General features: G+C 65.8%; 16 protein-coding genes and 2 pseudogenes. 12 read left to right on the plus strand and 6 right to left on the minus strand.

The annotated features are described in order from the left end of the window. Nucleotides 1-131 (minus strand): annotated as a pseudogene (locus AC1DW9_RS22790) (IS110 family transposase); the annotation flags it as partial. A 114-nt stretch (nt 132-245) separates the two neighbouring features. Continuing rightward, nucleotides 246-674 carry a GFA family protein gene (locus AC1DW9_RS22795; RefSeq protein ID WP_441507294.1) on the minus strand — a complete coding sequence of 143 codons (429 nt, stop codon included), beginning with the start codon at nt 672-674 and terminating at the stop codon, nt 246-248. Nucleotides 675-810: 136 nt separating this feature from the next. Here AC1DW9_RS22795 and AC1DW9_RS22800 point away from each other — a divergent pair, with 136 nt between their 5' ends. The 7 genes and pseudogenes from AC1DW9_RS22800 (at nt 811) to lhpI (ending at nt 7,423) form a co-directional block, all read left to right on the plus strand. Beyond that, on the plus strand, nt 811-1,341 hold the full coding sequence (locus tag AC1DW9_RS22800) for a GNAT family N-acetyltransferase (protein ID WP_441507293.1): 531 nt from the start codon (nt 811-813) through the stop codon (nt 1,339-1,341). 271 nt (nt 1,342-1,612) lie between these two features. Continuing rightward, nucleotides 1,613-3,325 (plus strand): annotated as a pseudogene (rpsA, locus tag AC1DW9_RS22805) (30S ribosomal protein S1); the annotation flags it as partial. Between the two features lie 88 nt (nt 3,326-3,413). Next, a complete protein-coding gene (locus AC1DW9_RS22810) occupies nt 3,414-4,703 on the plus strand; it encodes an Hsp70 family protein (protein ID WP_441507292.1) in 1,290 nt (429 codons plus the stop codon). Nucleotides 4,704-4,788: 85 nt separating this feature from the next. After that, nucleotides 4,789-5,757, plus strand: coding sequence for a signal peptide peptidase SppA (gene sppA, locus AC1DW9_RS22815; protein ID WP_441507291.1), 969 nt, complete (start codon nt 4,789-4,791; stop codon nt 5,755-5,757). A 28-nt stretch (nt 5,758-5,785) separates the two neighbouring features. After that, nucleotides 5,786-6,070 (plus strand): integration host factor subunit beta, encoded by a 285-nt coding sequence (gene ihfB, locus AC1DW9_RS22820; RefSeq protein ID WP_043231503.1) that lies wholly within the window; start codon nt 5,786-5,788, stop codon nt 6,068-6,070. A gap of 49 nt (nt 6,071-6,119) precedes the next feature. Further along, nucleotides 6,120-6,458 carry a LapA family protein gene (locus AC1DW9_RS22825; RefSeq protein WP_441490233.1) on the plus strand — a complete coding sequence of 113 codons (339 nt, stop codon included), beginning with the start codon at nt 6,120-6,122 and terminating at the stop codon, nt 6,456-6,458. A 14-nt stretch (nt 6,459-6,472) separates the two neighbouring features. Beyond that, the gene (lhpI, locus tag AC1DW9_RS22830) at nt 6,473-7,423 is read left to right on the plus strand and encodes a bifunctional Delta(1)-pyrroline-2-carboxylate/Delta(1)-piperideine-2-carboxylate reductase (RefSeq protein WP_441490232.1); all 951 of its coding nucleotides are present in this window, start codon (nt 6,473-6,475) and stop codon (nt 7,421-7,423) included. 6 nt (nt 7,424-7,429) lie between these two features. On the opposite strand, the gene AC1DW9_RS22835 is transcribed toward lhpI, so the two are convergent. Together AC1DW9_RS22835 and AC1DW9_RS22840 are read right to left on the minus strand one after the other, a co-directional pair. Beyond that, complete coding sequence (locus AC1DW9_RS22835; RefSeq protein ID WP_441507290.1) at nt 7,430-7,603, minus strand: DUF3309 family protein; 174 nt, start codon at nt 7,601-7,603, stop codon at nt 7,430-7,432. A gap of 97 nt (nt 7,604-7,700) precedes the next feature. Then, the gene (locus AC1DW9_RS22840) at nt 7,701-8,687 is read right to left on the minus strand and encodes a Bug family tripartite tricarboxylate transporter substrate binding protein (RefSeq protein WP_441507289.1); all 987 of its coding nucleotides are present in this window, start codon (nt 8,685-8,687) and stop codon (nt 7,701-7,703) included. Nucleotides 8,688-8,847: 160 nt separating this feature from the next. Here AC1DW9_RS22840 and mepA point away from each other — a divergent pair, with 160 nt between their 5' ends. Further along, nucleotides 8,848-9,795 (plus strand): penicillin-insensitive murein endopeptidase, encoded by a 948-nt coding sequence (gene mepA, locus AC1DW9_RS22845; protein ID WP_441507288.1) that lies wholly within the window; start codon nt 8,848-8,850, stop codon nt 9,793-9,795. Between the two features lie 8 nt (nt 9,796-9,803). Here the strand turns inward: mepA and AC1DW9_RS22850 are convergent, their stop codons facing one another. Next, complete coding sequence (locus AC1DW9_RS22850) at nt 9,804-10,934, minus strand: extensin-like domain-containing protein (protein WP_441507287.1); 1,131 nt, start codon at nt 10,932-10,934, stop codon at nt 9,804-9,806. Between the two features lie 377 nt (nt 10,935-11,311). On the opposite strand from AC1DW9_RS22850, the gene AC1DW9_RS22855 reads away from it, so the two are divergent. Continuing rightward, nucleotides 11,312-12,556 carry an amidase gene (locus AC1DW9_RS22855; protein ID WP_441507286.1) on the plus strand — a complete coding sequence of 415 codons (1,245 nt, stop codon included), beginning with the start codon at nt 11,312-11,314 and terminating at the stop codon, nt 12,554-12,556. 332 nt (nt 12,557-12,888) lie between these two features. On the opposite strand, the gene AC1DW9_RS22860 is transcribed toward AC1DW9_RS22855, so the two are convergent. Then, nucleotides 12,889-13,197: a hypothetical protein gene (locus AC1DW9_RS22860; RefSeq protein WP_441507285.1), complete on the minus strand. Its 309-nt coding sequence runs from the start codon at nt 13,195-13,197 to the stop codon at nt 12,889-12,891. Between the two features lie 188 nt (nt 13,198-13,385). Between AC1DW9_RS22860 and AC1DW9_RS22865 the strand changes: the two genes are divergently transcribed. From AC1DW9_RS22865 to AC1DW9_RS22875, 3 genes are all read left to right on the plus strand, one after another. Beyond that, nucleotides 13,386-14,378, plus strand: a complete 993-nt coding sequence (locus AC1DW9_RS22865) for a Tim44 domain-containing protein (protein ID WP_441507284.1) — start codon at nt 13,386-13,388, stop codon at nt 14,376-14,378. Between the two features lie 201 nt (nt 14,379-14,579). After that, nucleotides 14,580-15,386 carry a 4-hydroxy-tetrahydrodipicolinate reductase gene (gene dapB / locus AC1DW9_RS22870; protein ID WP_441507304.1) on the plus strand — a complete coding sequence of 269 codons (807 nt, stop codon included), beginning with the start codon at nt 14,580-14,582 and terminating at the stop codon, nt 15,384-15,386. A gap of 10 nt (nt 15,387-15,396) precedes the next feature. Next, complete coding sequence (locus AC1DW9_RS22875) at nt 15,397-16,020, plus strand: alpha-ketoglutarate-dependent dioxygenase AlkB family protein (RefSeq protein ID WP_441507283.1); 624 nt, start codon at nt 15,397-15,399, stop codon at nt 16,018-16,020. The last annotated feature ends 2 nt before the right edge of the window (nt 16,021-16,022 follow it).

Here is a 16,022-nt window from a genome sequence, read left to right on the forward strand (position 1 = left end):
TCGGCGAAAAACTCAACAAGCGCCTCGGGCTCGCTGGCGACCTTGATCTCGCGGGCGATCTTACCCGTCGCATCGACCACGCACACGCTGCTCTCTGTCAGAGAGACATCGATTCCAGCATAATGCTCCACGGCTGTTCCTCTCATGATGCTTGAGGCCGATCGCTCGGACCTCGTTTTCAACACCATCATTCTGAGGGACAGCCACCCAAAATGGCTATTCGAAGCGCCGGCCCATTACGGCATCTAGGGAGCGCCGACGTCCCGTTTTGTTTCCTCCACATGCCACCATCCGGGCCGCCCGTCGCGATAGCTGTGGGAGGTCGGCATCAGCTCCGCCGAGAGCGGCTTGTCGAAACAGCCGAGGAGCAGCGCCATGACGGGATCGTCATCGACTGCGCCGATGCTGCTTCCACAGGCCGGGCAGAAGGCCCGGCTCGAATAGTCCGACGAACGGAAGAGCGACGGTGCCCCGCCGGGGCCGGTCCAGGCGATTGCGTCCCTGGCGAACTCGACCCAGGCGACTGTCAGTGCTCCGGTATGGCGCTGGCATAGGGTGCAGGAGCAGGTGTGCGGCTTCTCGGCCGGGCCCTTGGCCTCGAAGCGGATCGAGCCGCAAAGGCATCCGCCGGTATAGTGCGTCGGCCTGGCCGTTCGCCGGTCGTCATGATTCACTGCCCCAACTCCCGCGGTGTCCTCACCGCCGGTTCGCCCTATCCCGTCGCCGCGTGGACTGGAACCCCCATCGGTCATCGGAGTATGTCCAACGCGATTGCCGAGTGCTGCGGAGCGATGAATGACTGGATGTGACATGGCCGAAATCACGATCCGCCTCGCCGTGCCGCAGGACGCCGGCCGCCTTCCGGAGGTCGAGCGTTCCGCCGGCCAGATTTTCCGAACCGTACCAGACCTGGCCTGGATCGCGGACGATGCCGTGATGTCGGCCGAGCCCCATCTCGTCAGCATCGTCGCTGGCACGAGTTGGGTTGCTCTTGACGTGACAGGCGAGGTCGTCGGCTTCCTCAGTGCCGAGCGGATCGACACCGAATTGCATGTCTGGGAGCTGGCGGTCCGTGCAGACCGCCAGGGCAGGGGCATCGGCACTCACCTGGTTGGCGCAGCCATCGGCCATGCCAGGGCAAGTGGGCTGCGGGCCCTCACACTCACCACCTTCCGGGCTCTTGCCTGGAATGAACGCTTCTATGTCCGGCTCGGCTTCGTGACGCTCGAGGACGGCGCGATCGAGGGAAGGCTCCGCGCGGTCCTGGAGCGCGAAGAGATACACGGGCTTCCCATCGCGCGCCGCTGCGCCATGCGCTTCGACCTGATTGCGAGCAGCTGACGGGCAAAACTCTTGCCGTGCGTCGCTTGATCGACTACATCCGCCTCGTCCGAAGGGCCGTGATCGATCACAGCCGGGGGCGGCCTTTGAGGCTGGCTCCCGTTTGGTGTTGGAAGCGAGCTCGTCGGATACGGATCATGTTCGACGGCTCAGCGCCGCCAGCCTCCCTGCGAGGCAGCCTCCATGAGGCGCCGTCGGAGACGGTCCGGACCGCAGCACCAACCCAAACGGCGCTTGCCGGCTATCGCGGGATACGCGACCGGCGTCAGGAGAATGCATGTCAGCCGTAGAAAGCTATCACGCGGGTCGCGAGGACTTCGCCGCCCTGCTCGAGGAATCCTTCGCCCGTAACGACGCGCTTGAAGGTTCCGTTATCAAGGGCATCGTCGTCGCCATCGAGAAAGATATGGCGATCATCGATGTCGGCCTGAAGACTGAAGGCCGCGTCGCCCTCAAGGAATTCACCGGCCCCGGCCGCGACCAGGACATCAAGGTCGGCGACGAGGTCGAGGTCTATCTCGACCGGGTCGAGAACGCCCTCGGCGAAGCCGTGATCTCGCGCGACAAGGCTCGCCGCGAAGAAAGCTGGGTCAAGCTCGAGAAGGCCTATGAGGCTCGCGAGAAGGTCACCGGCATGATCTTCAACACGGTCAAGGGTGGCTACACCGTTGACCTCGACGGCGCCGTCGCCTTCCTGCCGCGTTCGCAGGTCGACATCCGTCCGATCMGCGACGTCGGCCCGCTGATGGGCCAGCCGCAGCCGTTCGAGATCCTCAAGATGGATCGTCGTCGCGGCAACATCGTCGTTTCGCGCCGCACGGTTCTCGAAGAGACCCGCGCCGAGGCCCGTTCCGAGCTGGTCGCCAGCCTCGAAGAGGGTCAGGTCATCGACGGCGTCGTCAAGAACATCACCGAATACGGTGCGTTCGTTGACCTCGGCGGCATCGACGGCCTGCTGCACGTGACCGACATGGCCTGGCGCCGCGTCAACCATCCGTCCGAGGTCGTAACCATCGGTCAGACGGTCAAGGTCAAGATCATCAAGATCAACCAGGAGACGCACCGCATCTCGCTTGGCATCAAGCAGCTGCTGGCCGATCCGTGGGATGGCATCGCCGCCCGTTATCCGGTCGGTGCGCGCCTCAAGGGCCGCGTCACCAACATCACGGACTACGGCGCGTTCGTCGAAGTGGAGCCGGGCATCGAAGGCCTCATCCACGTCTCCGAGATGTCGTGGACCAAGAAGAACGTCCACCCCGGCAAGATCGTCTCGACCTCGCAGGAAGTCGACGTCGCGATCCTCGAGGTCGATCAGGTCAAGCGCCGCATCTCGCTCGGTCTCAAGCAGACCCTGCGCAATCCGTGGGAGGTCTTCGCCGAGACCCACCCGTCGGGTTCGGTGGTCGAGGGCGAGGTCAAGAACAAGACCGAGTTCGGTCTCTTCCTGGGTCTCGAAGGCGACATCGACGGCATGATCCATCTCTCCGATCTCGACTGGAACCGTCCGGGCGAGCAGGTCATCGAAGAATACAAGAAGGGCGATATGCTTCAGGCTGTCGTTCTCGATGTGGACGTCGAGAAGGAGCGCATCTCGCTCGGCCTGAAGCAGCTTGGCGGCGATCCCTTCGTGGATGCCGGCGAGTTCAAGAAGGGCCAGGTCGTCACCTGTGAGGTGATCGAGGTCAAGGAAGCCGGTCTCGACGTCAAGATCACCGGCACCGACATGACCACCTTCATCAAGCGCGCCGAAATCGCACGCGAGCGCTCCGAGCAGCGCCCCGAGCGCTTCGCGGCTGGCGAGAAGGTCGATGCCCGCGTCATCCTGTTCGACAAGAAGGCTCGCAAGATCCAGGTGTCGATCAAGGCGCTGGAAATGGCCGAAGAGAAGGAAGCGATCGCTCAGTTCGGCTCGTCCGACTCCGGCGCCTCGCTTGGCGACATCCTCGGCGCGGCCCTCAAGAAGGCCAGCACCGAGAAGAAGTGATCTTCGGGCCGCGTCTCGCGGCCTGACACATCCATCAGCCCGCGCGGAGAAATCCGCGCGGGCTTTTGTTTCGGCGAAAGGAAGCGGCATGAACGACATCGCGATCGGCATCGATTTCGGCACCACCAACAGCGTGGTCGCCCTGGCACGGCCGGATGGTTCGGTCTCGACCCGCAGCTTTGCGACGAAGCAGGGCGCCGTCGACGCCTACCGCTCGGCGCTGATGTTCTGGCGTGAGGGCCGGCCGCCGCAGGCCCGTGTCGTGCATGTCAGCGGACCTGATGCGCTCGACATGGCGCTGGGCATGACGACCGAGCATCGCTTTCTGCAATCGCTGAAGACGCATCTGTCCAGCCGCGCCTTCCAGGAGACGCGCCTGTTTGGAAAGCTGTATCGGCTCGAGGACCTGATCGGCGTCTTCCTCGCCGATCTCAGTGCCGGGCTCGACGATCTCTCGGAGACGCCACTGATCTCGGGCCGCCCGGTCGTCTTCGCCGGCGAGCGCCCGGACGAGGAACTGGCCGTGAAGCGCCTCTCGGCCTCCTATGCGAAGGCTGGCATGCCCAAGGTCGATTTCGCCTATGAACCGCTCGGCGCGGCCTACTGGTATGCGCGCGACCTGAAGACGCCCCAGACCATGCTGGTCGCCGATTTCGGCGGCGGYACGAGCGACTTCTCCGTGATGCGCTTCGAGCCTGGCGGGGCAGGGCGGCTGGAAGCGATCCCGCTCTCGCATGCCGGTGTCGGCGTCGCCGGTGACACCTTTGACTATCGCATCATCGAACACGCCGTTTCGCCGCGGCTCGGCAAGGGCTCGCAGTATCGTTCCTTCGAGAAGCTGCTGCCGATTCCCGCCCATTACCACGCGGCCTTCGCGCAGTGGCACAGGCTCTCGCTGATGAAGAGCCGCGAGACCATGGCCGAGCTCAAGGCGCTGATCCGCGACGCGGTCGAGCCCGGCAAGCTCGAGGATCTGCTGACCGTGATCGAATACGATCTTGGCTATGAACTCTATCGCGCCGTCTCGGCGGCCAAGGTTGCGCTGTCGTCGCAGGACGAGACCGTGCTGAACTTCCGCCAGATGGATGTCAGCATCGAGGGGACGATCCGCCGGACGGATTTCGAAAGCTGGATCGCCGAGGACGTCGCGTCGATCGAGGCGGCGCTCGATCGCGCCCTCGTCGAAGCCAAGGTCGAATCCGGTGCGATCGAGGCCGTCTTCATGACCGGCGGAACATCGCATGTCCCGGCCGTGCGCGCCCTGTTCGATCGTCGCTTCGGCTCGGAACGTGTTCACATCGGTGACGCCTTCCGGTCTGTCGCGAGCGGCCTTGCGCTATTGGCGCTCGATCGGCAAAGAGCGACGCTCGACGCCTGAGGCCGAGCGTCGCCTTGCCCCGTCGCTGCGGCGAGGCTACATCACGGGCCCAGCCAGCGTCCGTGACCACAGGAGCGTTTACCCCATGTCGTCCGATGCAGACCTGCTCGCCGACCGCCGCAACCTGCGGCGTAAGCTGACGCTCTGGCGCCTGCTCGCCGTTCTTGGCGTCATCGCGGCGGCTGTCGTCGCGGGGCTGGCCTGGAGCGGCAACGCGCCCGGTTCGACCTCCCGCGCGCATATTGCGCGGGTCACCATTTCGGGTTTCATCTCAGGGGACAGGCGCACGCTCGATCTCATCAAGTCGCTCGAGGACAGTCGGGCGTCCGCCGTCGTGGTTCGGATCGACAGTCCCGGCGGCACCACCAGCGGTTCCGAGGCCTTGCACATCGCGCTGCGCAGTCTGGCGGCCAAGAAGCCGATGGTGGCGGTCGTTGACGGGCTCGCCGCCTCGGGCGGCTATATCGCGGCCATGGGCGCGGACCGCATCGTGGCGCGCCAGACCTCGCTCGTCGGCTCGATCGGCGTGCTCTTCCAGATTCCCAATGTCGGCCGCCTGCTCGACACCGTCGGGGTCAAGGTCGAGGAGATCAAATCGAGCCCGCTGAAGGCGGCGCCGAACGGCTTTGAGCCGACCTCGCCTGAGGCGCGCGCCGCGCTGCAACGTGTGGTCGAGGATAATTACGATTGGTTCAAGCGCCTCGTCGGGGACCGCCGCAAGCTCGGAGAGACCGAGATTGCCGTCGTATCGGACGGCCGCGTCTATTCCGGCCGGCAGGCCGTCGGCCTTAAGCTGGTCGACGAGATCGGCGGCGAGCCGGAGGCGATCGCCTGGCTCGAGCGCGAGAAGAATGTCGCGAAGGATTTGCCGGTGCGTGACTGGCGCCGCCGCAACGAGGCCTCCGCCTTTGGTCTGTGGAGCGCTGGCGAGGCGATGGCCCGCGCAGCCGGTCTGGAATCGCTGGCCGTGATCCTTGCGCGGGCTGCCGATCAGCCGGTTGGCCTGCGGCTTGACGCGCCCTTGGCGCTCTGGCAGCCTGTCGCCGAAAAGTGATGTTGATACAATCGGTTATATTGGACACATGATAAAATCTGAACTCGTTCAACGCATCGCCGAGCGCAACACTCACCTCTACCAGCGCGATATCGAGAACATCGTCACGGCTATCCTCGACGAGGTCGTCAAGGCGCTGGGGCGTGGTGACCGTGTCGAACTGCGCGGCTTTGGTGCATTCTCCCGCAAGGCCCGCGCCGCAAGGGTCGGCCGCAACCCTCGCACCGGCGATGCGGTCGAGGTCGAAGAGAAGTTCGTGCCGGTCTTCAAGACCGGCAAGGAGCTTCGCCAGAGGCTGAACGGCAAGCACTGACATCCAGCCGGATGTCAGGCTCGCTCGTGCGGCACGCGAGGAAAAATCCATGAAAGCTTTCTTCAAGGCGCTGATCCTCGTGCCGGTCGCCTTGGCGATCGTCCTCTTCTCGATCGCGAACCGGGGCCCGGTGCGGGTCTCGCTCGATCCGTTCAGCCGCGACGCGCCGACGCTGGCCTTCGATCTTCCGCTCTTCGCCGTGGTTCTGGCCGCGATTGCTGCGGGGGTCCTGATCGGCGGCCTCGCCTCATGGATCGCGCAGGGCAAGCATCGCAAGGCGGCGCGACGCAATCGTCGCGAGGCCGAGGCTCTGCGCAGCGAGGCGCAGTCATTGCGGGCCGCTGTGCCCGATTCCGCCCTGCCGGCTCTGACCAGCCGCAACAACTGATTGACGAAAGACAGATGCGCGTTATCCCCGCGGCGGAGATCGACCGCCTTCTCACTTTCCCCGCCTTGATCGATGCGCTGGATGGAGCCTTTCGCGGCGACATCGTCACGCCTGTGCGCCATCACCACGAGATCGAACGGCCGGCCGATCATGCCACGCTTCTGCTGATGCCGGCCTGGACCGGGCCGACCGCGCCGGAGGCTTTCCTCGGCACCAAGGTCGTCACGGTCTATCCGTCGAACGGCTCGCTGAGCCTGCCGAGCGTGATGGGCACATACTTGCTCATGAACGGTTCGACGGGCGCGCCGCTCGCCGCGCTTGATGGCGCGCGCCTCACGGCCTGGCGGACGGCCGCGGCCTCCGCGCTCGCCGCACGCAAGCTCGGGCATCCCCATGGCAAGCGCATGCTGATGGTCGGCTCGGGCGCGCTGGCGCCTTTCCTGATCAAGGCGCACGGTGCCGTGCGCGATTTCGAGGATATCGCCATCTGGGGCCGCCGGCGCGAGGGAAGCGAGGCGGTGGTGGAAGCCCTGGCCGCGGAGGGTATTACCGTGCGCGTCAGCGACGACCTCGAGGGCGACGCACGGCAGGCCGACCTGATTTCCTGCGCGACTCTGTCGCGAGAGCCCATTGTCATGGGCCGCTGGCTGAAGCGCGACGCCCATCTCGACCTCGTGGGCGCCTTCAATCTGTCGATGCGCGAGGCCGATGACGAGGCTCTGCACCGTGCGCGCGTCTTCATCGACACTGAAGCCGCCCTGGTGGAGGGCGGGGATGTGGCGGTCGCGATCAAGGCCGGTGCTTATGAGGCGGACAAGGTCGCCGGCACGCTGGCTCAACTGTGCCGCGGCGAAGTCGCCGGGGCCAATGAGGACGGCGAGATCACGCTGTTCAAGTCGGTCGGTACCGCGATCGAGGATCTCGCCGCGGCCATGCTGGTCTGGCACCTCGCCAATCCTAGCTGAATCCCGTCAGACACGGACGGGCACGCCCCCGATTGCACCTAGCAGCCAAAGCACCAGAACGACCATCAGAACGACGCCGACGACACCGCCGAGGCCGGCATTGCCGTAGCTGCGATGGCCATAATACCCGCCGCCGCCGAGCAGCAGGATGACCAGCAGAACGATAACGAGTGTAGACATGACGCGCCCCTCTCCCTGTCGCATCGCGCTGCCGCGATGCGACAGGATGCGACAGGGAAACGTCTGGGGTGTACCGAGAGTTCCCCAGGAGTGCCGCTTACTCCACCTTGACGCCGACCTCGCGGATCAACTCGCCCCACTTCTTCATTTCCGCCTGCAGAAAGGCGCCGAGCTCTGCCGATGTGTTGCCGACGGGTTCGGCCGCCAGAAGGTCCATCTTGGCCCGAAGCGCTGGATCGGCGAGCCCGGCCTTGGTGTCGGCATGGATCTTGTCGATGACGGCCTGCGGGGTCTTTGCCGGAGCGAAGAGCGCGAACCAGGAGGAGACATCGAAGCCCGGAACGACGTCGGCAATCGGCGCGAATTCCGGAGCGGTCGCCGAGCGCCTCGCCGTGGTGATGCCGAGGCCGCGGATCGACCCCGAGCGGACATGGGGCAGCGCCTGGGTGATGTTGTCGAAGATCAGGTCGACCCGCCCGCCGATCAGGTCCTGCGTTGCCTGCGCGGTTCCGCGATAGGGCACGTGGACCATCTTGGTGCCGGTCAGCTTCTGGAACAATTCGCCGGAGAGATGGACCGAGGTCCCGACGCCGGATGAGGCATAGGTCAACTTGCCGGGATTGGCCTTGGCATAGGCGACGAGCTCAGCCGTGTCCTTGACCGGGAGATCCTTGTTGACGACCAGCAGGTTCGGCACCAGCGCAACCATGGTGATGGGGGCAAGATCCTTGGCCGGGTCGTAGTTCAGCTTGGCGTAGAGATACTGGTTCGTCGCCATGCCGACGGAGACGATCAGGAAGGTGTCGCCATTGGGCTCCGCCTTGGCGACGACATCGGTGCCGATATTGCCACCGGCACCGGGCCGGTTCTCGACGACGATGTTTGTGCCCCATGCCTGGCCGAGCTTGTCGGCGACGAGGCGCCCAAGCACGTCCGTCGCTCCCGCTGGCGGGAAGGGCACGACGAGTTTCAGCGTCCGGCCCTGCGGCCAGGAGCCCTGCGCAAAGCTCGCCGTGCCGGGCAAGGCCAGGCTTGCACCAAGCCCTCCAAGCAGCGCGCGGCGGTTGATCGTGGTGTCCGTCATCAGCGTTATCTCCTCCCATGGGCGCGCGATCTTCTTCTGGGCGAAGGCGCCCGATCGCTGCGTAGCCAAGGCTGCAACCCTGCGTAGGCGTTGTCCATGCCTGATACGTGTGACGTTTCTCGTGCTTGACCTGATCTCCAAAACCCGGCGTTCTCGGGCGATGCAGAGCACGAATCGCCCGCTCCTGGCCCTGTCCGCCTTGCTCCTGGCCGCGCTGACGGCACCGGTCGTGCATGCGCAGTCGACTGCGGAGGAGGAAGCGAAGCGCCGGACGGCCAATATCGCGGCCTTTCCCGAGGCGGCGCGTGCCCTGTTCGGGCAGAAGACGACGCCGGCCAGCATGCAGGCCCGTGCCATCGGCTCCTATGCGAGGGGGTGTCTTGCCGGTGCGACGACGATGCCGGTCGACGGCGAAAGCTGGCAGGTGATGCGGCTGGCCCGGAACCGCAATTGGGGCCATCCTGCGCTGATTTCCTATCTGGAGACGCTTGCCCGCAACGTCCCCAGGATCAACGGCTGGCCCGGCCTGCTGGTTGGCGACATCTCCCAGCCGCGCGGCGGCCCGATGCTGACCGGCCATGCTTCGCACCAGATCGGCCTCGATGCCGATGTCTGGCTCACGCCGATGCCGAAGCAGCGCCTCGACAGTGACGCGCGCGAGAATATGTCGGCGGTGAACATGGCGCGAGCCGACTGGCGCGATGTCGACCCGAAGAACTGGACGCCCGCCCATACCAGGCTGATCAAGTCCGTGGCTGCCGAAGCGCGTGTCGAGCGCATCTTCGTCAATCCCGCGCTCAAGGTTGCATTGTGCCGCGAGGCTGGTGCGGATCGCTCATGGCTCGAGAAGGTCAGGCCGATGTGGGGCCATAACTACCATTTCCATATCCGGCTGAGCTGTCCGGCGGGAATGGAGGGGTGCTCCGGCCAGGAGCCGCCGAATTTTGGCGACGGCTGCGGCGCGGAACTGACCGGCTGGGTCGAGCGGCAATACAAGGCGATCTTCAATCCGCCCAAGCCGCGCCCGGGACCGAAGCCCAAACCGAAGCCGCCGATGTCCGTCGATGCATTGCCGGCGGAATGTCGGCAGGTGCTGGTCTCGCGCTGACGCTGCCCTCAGTAGCGCCGGCCGCCGCCGGTTTGCGCCCGGCCGTAAGCGAAGGGGTCGTTGCCTGGCGAGATCTGCGGCTGTGCCTGCTCCTCGCCCTGCATGTCCATGACGCCATTGCCCTCATCATCGCCTACGATCAGTTCTTCGGCCGGCGGGACGGAGCCCGGCAGCCTCAGCGGGCCTTGCGCCGCGCTCGGTGGTGTCTCCGGTCGGTAGCGCGGCGGGTTGAGCGGCTGCTCGTCGAGATAGCGCCGCTGTGCATCGAGGCTCTGGCCGCCTTGATGGTTTGCGACCGGATAGCCGCCGTTGACCGCGCCGGGGGGGCGCAAGCCGTCGCTGGGCTGCCGTAGCATGCTGCCTGAGGCGCCTGCCACCATGGGTGGGAGGTTGTCGCGCATGGACTTCTGCGCGGTCGAATAGGTGCGTGCCGGGTCCGGCGGCGGCAGGTTGTAGTTCGGGGTGTATTTGATCACCGGCTTGCAGATCTGCCGGCCCTTGGCGTGGCGCGCCAGATCGATGTGGAAGTGATCGTAGTGGAACATGTCCGCACCCGGCCCGAGCACGGTCGAAAACTGCTGGCAAGCGCCGACGAAAACCTCGCGCAGGAAGGCCTGCTCTTCAGGCGAGCCGTGCCAGCCGTCCTTGACGGTGATGTTGCGCCCGTCATTCAGCCGGAAGGAGAACACGTCGACGGCATTGCCGAAGGCATGCTCGGATGTGCGGCTGGTGCCGGTGCCGTTGTTCATCGCCCGGCAGGAATAGGAGCCTGCCCTGAGCTCGATCACCTGCGCGCCGAGTACGTTCTGCGCCGCTGGTTGCACCACTTCGGCCAGCCACTTGTCGGTGGTGGCGACGATGGGGCAACCGAGCGTGGCATTGCTGGTGAGGTGAACCGAGCCACCCGAGAAGGCGGAGACACGGAGCGGCCTGGTCATGCCGCAGGTGCCCGGCCCGTCGATCGGCTTCTCGCGCAGGCTGACATAGGACGAGAGCGGGACCTGACGGGAGGCCATGCAGGCGGCTTCCGCCTGGTCGCGCCAGGCGGCACGCTGTGCTTTCTGGAACTTGCCGCAGCCGGCAAGTCCAGTGGCGCCGATGACGCCGAGCGCGAAGAGGGCGAGATGAACGCGTCGCATGACCGATCAAATGCGACCCGGTTGGTGAACGGTTTCTCAACCCAGTGAGCCCCGTACGCCACAGGCGGATTAACTTTGGAGCGGCGGTTAACGAGTGGTTAGCGGGCCAGTCCGGCCTGACCTAAGGCGATCCGGCGCATCGACGTCATGCGCCAAGGGGGATGTCCGGCGGTATCGCAGCGCGCTGAAATCATGCCAGCATCTGCTCTCAGCATCGGCCCCTAAAAGTGGAATGCAGTTTTTGGGAAAGCCGATGCAACGCAGAAGACATCGGCCCCTAAACGTGGAACGCGGTTTTCGGGAAAGCCGATGCAGACACAGGTGGTTGGATCATCGATCCGACGATCCAACCAAAGCCAGCCCTTCGAGGATCTCGCATGCTGTCCGTTCGCGCCATTGCCCATCAGGTTTCCAGCGGCGCCGTGAGCGCGTCGGCCGCGCTGGCCGATTGCGCCACCCGCATCGCTGCCAAGGAGCCCGACATTCGCGCCTTCGCCAGTCGGCCCGAACGGCTGGAGCCCGGCTCCGGCCCGCTCGCGGGGGTCGCATGCGGCGTCAAGGACATCATCGACACCGCCGATCTGCCGACCGGCATGGGCTCCCCGATCTATGATGGCTGGCAACCGCGCGCCGACGCGCCGATCGTGATGGCGCTCAAGGCCGCCGGGGCGACAATCGCGGGCAAGACCCACACCACCGCCTTTGCCTTCCTCGATCCGGCGCCGACGCGCAATCCGCATGATCTTACCGCGAGCCCGGGAGGGTCGTCGGCAGGTTCGGCGGCGGCGGTCGCAGCCGGTATGATCCCCTTGGCGATCGGTACGCAGACCGGGGGCTCGGTCATTCGGCCCTCGTCCTATTGCGGTGTCGCAGGCATCAAGCCGTCCTATGCGTTGCTGCCGACCGTCGGCATCAAGCCCTTCTCCTGGTCGCTCGATACCGCCGGGCTGATGGCAGCGAGCGCCGACGATCTGGGTTTTGCACTCGCGGCCCTGACGGGCCGGCCTGAGCTGGACGCTGACATGGCGAGGCTGGAGGGCTCGCGGATCGGCGTGACGCGCCAGCCCTTTGCCGGGGAGCCGGAGGCGGGTTCCGAAGCCGCGCTGGCCGCGGCTCTCGCTCTTGTCGCGAAGGCGGGAGCGACCGTGGTCGAGCTCGCGACGCCGCGGGCCCTGGTTGAAGCCTTCCACGCCCATGGCCCGCTGCAGGATTTCGAGGCCGCGCAGGCGCTCTCCTGGGAGTATCGCAACCATCGCGGCGTGATCCCGCCCAAGCTCTCGGCCTATCTCGATGCGGCGGGAGCCGTTTCGCCGACGCAGTATGACGACGCGCGTGCGCTATCGCGCCGCGGGCGTGATGCCTGCCGTGACCTCTTCGCCGGGGTCGACGTCGTCGTGAGCTATGCCGCGCCAGGCGAAGCGCCGGATACGCTGGGCTCGACCGGCGATTCCCGCTTCAACCGATTGTGGACTTTGCTCGGCACGCCATGCCTGACGATTCCAGTGACGACGGGGCCTCGCGGATTGCCGGTGGGGGTTCAGATCATCGGTCGTTTCGGAGCGGATGAGCGCGTCATCGCTGTGGCGAAGGCTTTGGAAAGACTTGTCGTCTCAAGGAGATGATCTTCTTTGTCCACAAATCAAATCAATGATTTAATGAAGTGTTAGGGATACAATAGGCTCTGCCACGCCGCCGTCATGAGGCAGCCCCCTTGCGGCCATCGTCAGTTCTGCTAGCTTCGGTGACAGGTCAATGACAAAGGAGGATGCGATGAGCCTCACGCTGAGTCTCGACCGGTTGGCGATGGGCGCGGCCTTTGTGTTCATGATCGCCATCGTGTTGGGGGCGTTCTGACTGCCGTCAGTCTTAAGTCGAATGGACCGCAAGAGCGTTTGAAAAAAGACGCCGCCGAACACGGGTTCGGCGGCGTTTTTCTTATGCCGGAATGGGTCGATCAGCTTTCCGGGCAGGGATTCTCCGTGATCTGCCAGGACATCATGTTGATGACCCGGCCGCATTCGGCGAGCCGCCGCCCCTGCGTCGTCTTGATGCAGGCGGTCAGCCCTTCCGCAATCTTCCGTCCGTCGCTCCAGCAGAAGCAGAGCGGCTCGGGCGCCTGCGCGAGCCGCGGTGGATCGAGGGCGACAGCCGGTTCACCCGCTCTCGGTGCAGTGAACGGGGCAAGTGTGAGCAGCGTGGCAAGGGCGAGGCAGCGCAGCGCGTGCGGTGCTTTCTGGCGCGGCCTCCGTGACATCCGGATCATGGCACACTCCTTCGCCGGCCCGCGCACGGGCGATTGGGCGAATGAGCCAGTTTAGCACGGCTCCGGGCCCCGCATGAAACATTGATTATTATTTTGGCTCACGCGCTTGGCCGCCCCGACCTTGCGCAAGGGCAGGGCGCGCGCCATATTTCGCGGCAGCGGGCCCAACGGGGGCTCCGGGAGGAACCATGTCACTGATTTCACTTGCTCGGCGTGGCCGGGTCGTCGCCGTGGTCGCTGGTGCGCTTTTGCTCGTTCCCGTGCTGGCCGAGGCTCGTCCTGGTGGCGGCAAGGGTTTCGGCAGCCGCGGCACGCGTACCAATTCGGCTCCGGCCCCGACGAATACAGCGCCGACGGGCGCACAGCCTTTCCAGCGTAGCGCTGCTCCGACGCCGTCTCCGTCGATGGCGGGTCCGGCCGCTGGCGCGGCGGGTGCTGCCGCACAGGCGGCGCGTCCGTCCATGGCACGTAACCTGATGATGGGCGTCGGCGCCGGCCTGCTCGGCGCTGGCCTGTTCGGCATGCTTTCGGGCTCGGGCTTCTTCAGCGGCCTGGCTTCGCTGGCCGGCATCTTCGGCTTCCTGTTGCAGATCGCGCTGATCGGCGGCCTGATCTTCCTCGCGATGCGCTTCTTCCGGCGCCGGTCCGAGCCGCAGCTCGCCACCGCTGGCGGACCGATGTCGCGTGAGGCCGCCCAGCCTCAGCCGAATCCGCGCATGTCTGCGATGGGCGGCCTCGGTGGCGGCGCGCCGCGCGCGGCGTCCAAGCCGGTCGAGATCACGCTCGCGGGCGAGGATTTCAGCAGCTTCGAGCGGCTGCTCGGCGAAGTGAACACGGCCTATTCGAACGAGAACCAGCAGGTTCTCCGCGAGAAGCTGACGCCCGAAATGGCCGGCTATTTCGCTGATGACATTGCCGAGAACGCCGCCAAGGGGCTGGTTGATCGGGTCTCCAACGTCAAGCTGCTGCAGGGCGATCTCTCGGAAGCCTGGCGGGAGGACGATTTCGAGTTCGCAACCGTTGCGATGCGCTTCAGCCTGATCAACGCGCTGACCGAGCGCGCCACCGGTCGCATCGTCGAGGGCAATGCGACCGTCCCGCAGGAGGTCACGGAACACTGGACCTTCGTGCGCTCGCGCGGCGGTGACTGGAAGCTCTCGGGCATCCAGCAGGCTGCCTGACGCGACAGGCATCGTAGCAAGGATCGACGGCCGGGAGCTTCCCCGGCCGTTTTCGTTTCGGCGCTGTGCGGGCCGGTCTTGTCGCCTTGTTCGAGCATCCACCCGGGGACGAAGGCAGAGTGGTTTCGCGTGATGCGGTGATGCTCTATAGCCGCTGCGTCACCATCCTCGACTGGTCAGGAGCTTCCCCTCATGAGCGACATGCGTCTCGTCGTTGTCGGCGCCGCCGGGCGCATGGGGCGAATGCTGATCAAGGCGATCACCGAGGCCGAGGGCTGCACCGTTTCGGCCGCGATCGAGCGTTCGGGCTCCGCTGCGCTGGGGCAGGATGCCGGCATTCTGGCGGGCTTGCCTGCACTGGGGGTGCCGGTGACCGACGATGCGCTGCCGGCCTTCGTTGAAGCTGAGGGCGTGCTGGATTTCACGGCGCCTGAGGCCACGGTCGCTTTTGCGGCCCTCGCCGCGCAGGCCCGCATCGTCCACGTCGTCGGGACCACGGGTATGGAGCCGGTCCATCTCGCCAAGCTCGAGGCGGCTGCGCGCCATGCTGCGATCATCCGCTCCGGCAATATGAGCTTGGGCGTGAACCTGCTGGCAGCCCTGGTCCGCAAGGTTTCTGCCACGCTGGGTACGGACTGGGATATCGAGATCGTCGAGATGCATCACCGGATGAAGGTCGATGCGCCATCGGGCACGGCGGTGCTGCTCGGCGAGGCCGCGGCACAGGGGCGGGATGTCTCTCTCGCTGAGACCCGCGTCGCCTCGCGCGATGGCCATACCGGCGTCCGCCCTCCCGGCGCGATCGGGTTTGCGGCGTTGCGCGGCGGCACCGTCGTTGGCGATCACAAGATCATCTTCGCTGGTGCGGGCGAGCGGCTGGAACTGGCGCATGTCGCCGAGGACCGTGGCCTGTTTGCGCAAGGCGCGGTCAAGGCGGCGCTCTGGGGCAGGGGGCGTAAGCCCGGCCTCTACTCGATGGCTGACGTCCTCGGCCTCGATACCCTGTGACGGCGCGCCCGTGACCAGGCTTGCCGTCGCTCCCGGCGTATTTCATTGGCCGGGCTATCTTTCACCCCAGATGCAGTCGGCGCTGCTGGCCGAACTGCGCGAGGTTGCCCGGCAGGCGCCATTCTTCTCACCGCGGATGCCGAAGACCGGCAAGCCGTTCTCCGTGCGAATGACCAATTGCGGCTCGCTGGGATGGGTGTCGGATCTGGCCGGCTATCGTTACCAGGCCCAGCATCCCGAGACCGGCGCGCCCTGGCCGCCGATGCCGGCCGTGTTGCTCGATGCCTGGCGTGCGCTTGCCTGTTACCCGCACCCTCCTGAGGCCTGCCTGGTCAATTTCTACGAGGCGAGCGCGAAGATGGGCCTGCACCAGGATCGTGACGAGCGGGAGTTCGACGCGCCGGTGCTGTCGCTGTCGCTCGGCGACACGGCGGTCTTCAGGATCGGCGGCACGGAACGCGGCAGCAAGACCGTCTCGCTGAAACTTGCCTCGGGCGATGCATTGCTTTTCGGTGGCGAGGCGCGCCTTGCCTATCACGGGATCGACAGGATACTGGCGGGCTCGTCAGCCCTGCTGCCGCAGGGGGGGCGGATCAATCTGACCTTGCGGCGCGTGACGAAGCCAGGAGGGTGATC

The sequence above is a fragment of the Allobosea sp. P4_E12 genome (assembly GCF_056401655.1).